This window comes from Facklamia sp. HMSC062C11, assembly GCF_001810675.1.
GTDB classification, from domain to species: Bacteria; Bacillota; Bacilli; order Lactobacillales; family Aerococcaceae; genus Facklamia; species Facklamia hominis.
Genome location: NZ_KV802414.1, coordinates 1 through 6,425 on the forward strand (window position 1 = coordinate 1; position 6,425 = coordinate 6,425).

Genomic DNA, 6,425 nt, shown 5'->3' on the forward strand with positions numbered 1-6,425 from the left:
GGCTTAACTTTTGGTCCACCTACCCATACCTTGTCAACCGTGATGCTTGTCTTCGGTACGATGTATTCATTGGTAATGGTGAAACCATGACAATCTTTGACAATCTCACCTTTTTGACGGAAATGATCCGACGTAAAGACTTCCTCAACCGTATATTGATAGAGATTACCGTCCGCATCATACTTATCAAGATCCGTCCATACAAAGCTTGTATCACCATCGTTTAAGGTCAACCGTTTGATCTCAACGTTATTTTGCTTAAGAACAAAGGTCACATCTGGCTTAGTGATCGATTCACCGCCAATCCAATTCTTAGTTACCTTGATTTTAATTTTCTCGATATATTCATTGGTCACAGTAAAGTCCTGAACGCTTGAACGATATCCTTCAGGAGGAGTAACTTCCTCCAAGCGGTATTGGTAAAATTGCCCCTTCTCATCATAGGCTAGTAGATCTGTCCAGGTATGTTCTAACGTACCAGATTCAAGGGTTACTTCATCAGACCAAAATATTAGGCAATTTCCCTTGAGGTGCATTCTTCCAGATCTTACGGCCGATAATGGTCAATCGATCTGAAGCTTCAGAAGTCACCCCAACACGATAGCTATCGCGAATGCCAAGCGGACCACCCATATAGATACCTTCTCTTGCAGTAGAAGAATATCCTGAGCCGCTTCCTCCTGATGAGCCACCACCGCCAGAAGAGAATGAACCTGAACCTCTTAAGGCTAGATAATTATCCGAATTAAAAGGCGCAATTTCCAGATCGTCCAAAGCTTTGCTGGTCGATCGTTCAAGCCTTGAAAGACTCTCTTCACGAGACCGTAATGCTAACGGCACATCAGGAACTGCTAATGGCGGCATTGGACCTGGCCCTGGATATGGCATTGGACCTGGTCCTGGATATGGCATCGGACCTGGGTCTGGATATGGTCCCGGATTTGGTGGTAAGTAAGGTGGCATTTCTGGACCACAATTTCCACTATAAAGTTGCGTATACTTCCACAAATTCATGGTCTTAAAGGCCGTGTAAGTTATGTCAGAGCTAAATTGCTCTTGCGTCATTTCGGGTGCCTTAACCGTCACCGTCAAGGTTGACGTTAAGATCATTTGATCTCCTTTTTTCCAAGTAAGGGTTACTGTATAAGAAGTATCCTGACTTGGCAGTTGACCACTGACCCACATGGTTGAAGGTTGATTCAAATCGATTGCCGCCTTGAGCAGCTTATTCGAGATATCTACCTTGTCAAAGACAAAACCTGTTGGAGGAGTCTGCCATTCAATCCGATGATTAAATACTCCCTGATCAATGCTTGCCTCAACTAATCTCACTGAATTCGATCCAGTATGGTCAACGGTCATCTGTCCCTTCAGATCCGCGACTCTTCCCTGCCAACTTGCTTGAGGCATATGAGTGTGGTCTCCAAAAACAGTCCAGACCTTTGGATTGCTTGTCCCATTACCATTCTTAATTAAGAGCTTTTCAAGCTTAAAGGTAAAAGGCTGTTTATCTAGGAATTGATCCGCTATTTTTTTATTTGCTAGCCATTGGTCTTTAATAGCTTCTGGTACCTCATCGGTCGGACTATCTTGAGGACCTATAATGAAAGGACGATCATCCATAACTTCAATCGTACGCAGAGCAACGAAGACAAGATAGCCCTCTTTGGTATAGGACACTCTAAAGAGAGGCACATCCTTTATCCGATAAGTGTCATACTCGAATAAATCGTCTTCCAAGGATGGAAGGGAATCCCTAATCTTACAGGTTGGATCTGGGTTAGGCTCTGGGCTCGGTGCAAGTGGATTTTCTTGATGCTTCAAGCCTTTAAAGATTAAATCCCCTCTTAGAATGATATCATTAGGAACTTGATCTCCCTGATAGAATCGCCAACCAGGATTAGCCTGAACCATAAAGTATTGACCCTTATGAATCGTCTTTTTCGCCTTAAAGTCTAATCGATAGACATATTGGCCTTGACCATTTTGATAAATCTCATGATCAACGATCACGCCACCCTGTCTATCCGAAGGACCTGGTCCAAAAGGATTATTACTTTGGTCGGCAGCTTGGCTTAACCAATTACCTGTATTCTTCAAGATATCTTCAATCGGTGTCGTCTCAGGATCCAAAGTCGGTTGATCCGGCAATTCACCCTTATCAAGACTATCCGGTAGAAGCAATAAATTATCCTTATTCAAATACTCAATCTCACGGCGCTTGTCCACAAGAGACTCTAAGATCCGAAGGGGTTGTAGACCCGGCATATCTAAATCATCCGTTTGTAATCGCTGACTATCTGTCATAATCTGTTCTGAACGATATAGACTATTGGCAGGATCCACTTGCCAAGGCTTTTGATTCTGCTTCTTAAAGACAATCCGCTGCTGTTGATAATTGAATTCCCCAGGGAAAAAGTCATCCGTTGCTGGAATCACCGTATCGCCCTGACGAGAGATACCCTTCTCGCGTAAATAGCCTCCTCGATAGATGAACTTCAACTCATCCACCATAGCATCGTCCGCTTGATCGACTGTAATCCCGTAGTATAAGCGACTTTCTTTAGGCAAGTTCCGGTGGAAGGTCAAAAAGATCCGTCCATCCTTTTGTTCCAGTGAATACAATTCCTTGGGAAGTTCGATCCGCTTTAGGTATTTACTATGGATGTAGGAGCGATTATCGAAGTGGTTGGTCTCCTTAACCGATTCATCTGACCAATCTTGATAGTCCAGTACATAGACTTTTATTCGAGATAAATCAACTGCGGTTGATGATTCAAACACGACTTGATCACTACCCCGATGGAAAAAGCTATGTTGCAAGAACTGTTGACCTTGGTCAAGGATAAAACGGCTTTCCTTATAGCGCGTCCCTTGTGGTATTTGATTATCGATGAAAGGACGATTGCTCTCCGTAAATTGCCCCATTTTCTTTTTTAATAGGGCTTCATCATACTCATAAGGGAACCAATATTCACCCATCCAATTCATCCAAGGGTCGACCTTGTGTTGGTTACCCAACCAAACCGAAGGAACACTGTAGGATACATAGCTGTAGGGTCGATAATCCCAACCACCCGAATTCGATCGACCGACTTCCAATAAATCATTATCCAGATAAGTCATCCGCTTAAGATTGAAGCTAGGTGCAGTGCTTGAAGTAGCTTGCCAATCCGCCATTACCTTAAAGCGCAAGATATGTCCTTCTTCTATAATGGATTCAGACAGAGTCGGCATTCCCTCCGCTTGATAGAGGACATCTTCTGCCCGCCCCTTCTTACCGATGAAGTTACCACCATTCATGATCTTAATATCAATATAGTCGCCTTGCTTCAATGAGCGTGGCAGCACCATCTTGATATCTAAAGGATAGGTATATTCATCACTTAGATTATCGCTGTCATAAGGACTTCGTTTACCGGTCTTATCCCAAGCCGTACCGTCCCATTGGACGTCATTGCTAATATCTCGAATCGCTTCAACTGTCTTGGATCCTGCTTCCTCAGCAGGATCTTGACCCAGCGATTCCTCACTTGGATCGGGCGAACCGGTCGCTTGGCGAGAGGCTGGGATCGATTCTGGGGTCGACTTAAGATCCGATGGATCTTCTTCAGAGGTCATACTTTGAATATCCGATGCCTCATTCGGTGGAGAACCCCCTCCGCTGGATGGGTTACCTGCCATTGGGTCCTGTGAAGGATGATCGATCATAGGATCCGGTAACTCCTGAGTTGACGCTTCACTAGCTTCAGGTACTGCTGTCCTTTCTTCATCAACCAATTCAGAGATCTGAGCCGCTTCAACTTCTGGTAATGAAGCTGGTAAAGAACTTTTTGGGAGTGGTAAAGCCGCAGCTTGATCTTCTTCCTTGGTAACTGGATTGGATGCTATAAAAGATGCCGGTTCCTCTGGCGACTCACTGGCTTGAACCAGTACCGGGGTCGTCAGCAATGAGCCCAATAACAAAGGCATTATTTTTAGAATTTTTCTCATGATTTTTCCTCCTTTCTTAATAAAATCTCCAATAAATCCTTTACAATTTGATTCTATCACATTTTACAAGTTTGGGATCATTTATTTATACTTTTTATCAATAATAATTTGAAAACGTTTGTCTATTTGAACACAAAAAGACCCAGGCTTTGCCTGGGTCTCAGACTGTAGACAAACCCCGTTTGAGATTTGACTCAAGCGGAGTTTGTCTTTATTTTTGTTTAAAATTAGCTGTTAAATAAAAAAAGCGAAGCCTTTTAGCTTCTCATCTCTAGTATATTTGCCAGTTTTTTCATGTTTAAGCAAGCATAAGTGAGCCCTGTTTTGAAATCCATCCGGGCTTTTCCAATTAAATGGGTATATCGAAAGCCATGATGTTCCTTTGCAGTGCCGAATAGTCTTTCTATAGATTCTTTTCGCTCTTTATATAGATCTCTCATACCATCCGAATGTCGAATGTCTTCGCAAGTTTCAAGAGCTCCTTGCCATACGTGTCGGGTTATCACTCGGTTATTTTGATAATCTTCTCGATCTTGTCGAGATGCTCTGTATTCTCGGTATCCCTTGCGATTTGTGGTGGTGTAATGATAAATCATATTATTTTCATCTAAGTAACAGTCATAGTATTCATCATAGACAATATCTCTATTTTCTTTTTGACGTTTTGGCCGCGTGTATGGAAACACAGGAGTAATTTCTTGATTCAAGAGAAATTGAGCGATAGTAGGTGTTTTATATCCAGCATCCGCTATTAAATGGACAGGTTTTAAAGAAGCAACTTTATCAAAGAGCGTGAAAAAGGCTTGAGTATCATGAGTATTCCCTGGATGAACACTGTAACCAAGCACCCAACCGTTACGGTCACAGGCTGTTTGTATGTTATAAGCAAAGACTTGTTTATGATCTCCTTTATGGAACCAACCTGCATCTGGATCATTGAGACTGGTTTTTTGGGATTTTGTTGAGCACTCCTTTTCGGTATTTTTTAGAGGCTTTTTTCCATGGACCTCTCGGTCATCTTGAATGGCATCCATTAATTCATTTGCCAACCATTTGGCTTGTACTTGAACTTCTTCATTCGTGTATTTTCGTCCATTCGCACAAGCCTTGACATGGGTGCCATCAATAAATATATCTTTCGAATCTACTACGCCAGCATCAAAGCACTGTTGTAAAATATGGGAAAAGATTTGTTCTGCTAGACTCTGAGACTCAAAGCGACGTTTATAATTTTTCCCAAAAGTTGAAAAGTGTGGGACTGGATCTGTTAAGGATAGGCCTAAAAACCAGCGATAAGCCACATTAACTTGGATTTCTTGAATCGTTTGTCGCATGCTGGGGATACCAAATAGATATTGAATGATTGGGATTTTAATGAGGGTGATAGGATCAATACTTGGACGTCCGTTGTCTTGACAATAGACATCTTCTACGATGTCATAGATAAAAGTGAAATCGATATGATGGTCAATTTTTCGTAAAAGATGATCTTGGGGTACTAGGTCTTCGAGAGCATGAAAAGCTAATTGATTACGCGCTTCAAACGTTTTACTGTCCGCATTCTTTGTCATCATTTTAATCACCCATTTTATTTTTATTATACAAGAAAAAGCCCCCTAATTCACTAATAATTAGTGAATTAGGGGACTTTGTCTACAGTCTGAGACCCAGGCTTTGCCTGGGTCTTAAATCGACTAATCTATTAATCGATTATTTTATTCTTCTTCTTTGCGGCGGCTTGCTACTAATCCTAATCCAGCAAGGATTGATAGAGCTGCTGCTCCGAGAATAACGGTTGAATCATTTTCACCGGTTTGAGGTAGTAAGCCTGCTGAAGATTTAGCTGTTGATGAAGCTTCTTCAGTTCCTTTAGCGTCTTTATCTGAAGATTCATCAGATGGTTTGTCTGTTTCAACAGCGCCACCTTCTTCATCACGATGGAAGACAAGTTTGTTCCATGGGATGGTATCGATTGATCCATCTGGATAGATAATTGTTGCATTACCAGATTCATCAACAATCACTTGTGTTCCTTCTGGGAAGTTACCTTTGTTAGCGTCGGTAATCTTACGTCCAATTTCTTCTATTTCACTTTGTGTTAGACCTGGACGTCCGACTTCTGTCTTCTCAGGGATGATTGGATCGATAATACCCGCAATCTTAAGCTCTGGTTTATCAGTTTCTTCTGGTTCACCATGCTCATATTGGAATACTAAGTCTTCTGCTGGAATTCTGTTCGTTGATCCATCTGGATAAGTAATCGTTGCGTTACCCTTATCGTCGATAGTTACATCTTTCGCCTCTGGGTTCACTTTTTCTACTTTATCCTTAACTTCTTCTTTCTCTTTGTCTGTTAAGTTATTAAGATCTTTCACACCTGTCTTCTCATCTGGAGTGACAGCTGGATTCTTTTCAGCATCTGTTTTTGCTTT

4 protein-coding genes are annotated in these 6,425 nt (G+C 41.9%); all 4 read right to left on the minus strand.

The features are described from left to right. Positions 1 to 536, minus strand: a 536-nt coding sequence (locus tag HMPREF2758_RS07505; RefSeq protein WP_148128894.1) for a Cna B-type domain-containing protein, incomplete at its 3' end; no start/stop codon positions are given. Further along, positions 499 to 3,993, minus strand: coding sequence for a hypothetical protein (locus tag HMPREF2758_RS08980; RefSeq protein ID WP_070609811.1), 3,495 nt, complete (start codon positions 3,991 to 3,993; stop codon positions 499 to 501). The genes HMPREF2758_RS07505 and HMPREF2758_RS08980, both read right to left, overlap by 38 nt. Positions 3,994 to 4,250: 257 nt before the next feature. Continuing rightward, positions 4,251 to 5,567: an IS1182 family transposase gene (locus HMPREF2758_RS07515; protein WP_070609812.1), complete on the minus strand. Its 1,317-nt coding sequence runs from the start codon at positions 5,565 to 5,567 to the stop codon at positions 4,251 to 4,253. Between the two features lie 141 nt (positions 5,568 to 5,708). Beyond that, positions 5,709 to 6,425 (minus strand): MiiA motif-containing surface protein (locus tag HMPREF2758_RS07520; RefSeq protein ID WP_148128895.1); only part of this gene is annotated, 717 nt, incomplete at its 5' end.

What these genes read in the sequence shown, in the direction of transcription:
- HMPREF2758_RS07515 (WP_070609812.1), bottom strand. Translation starts at nt 5,567, where the DNA reads ATGATGACAAAGAATGCGGACAGTAAAACGTTTGAAGCGCGTAATCAA.
- HMPREF2758_RS08980 (WP_070609811.1), bottom strand. Translation starts at nt 3,993, where the DNA reads ATGAGAAAAATTCTAAAAATAATGCCTTTGTTATTGGGCTCATTGCTG.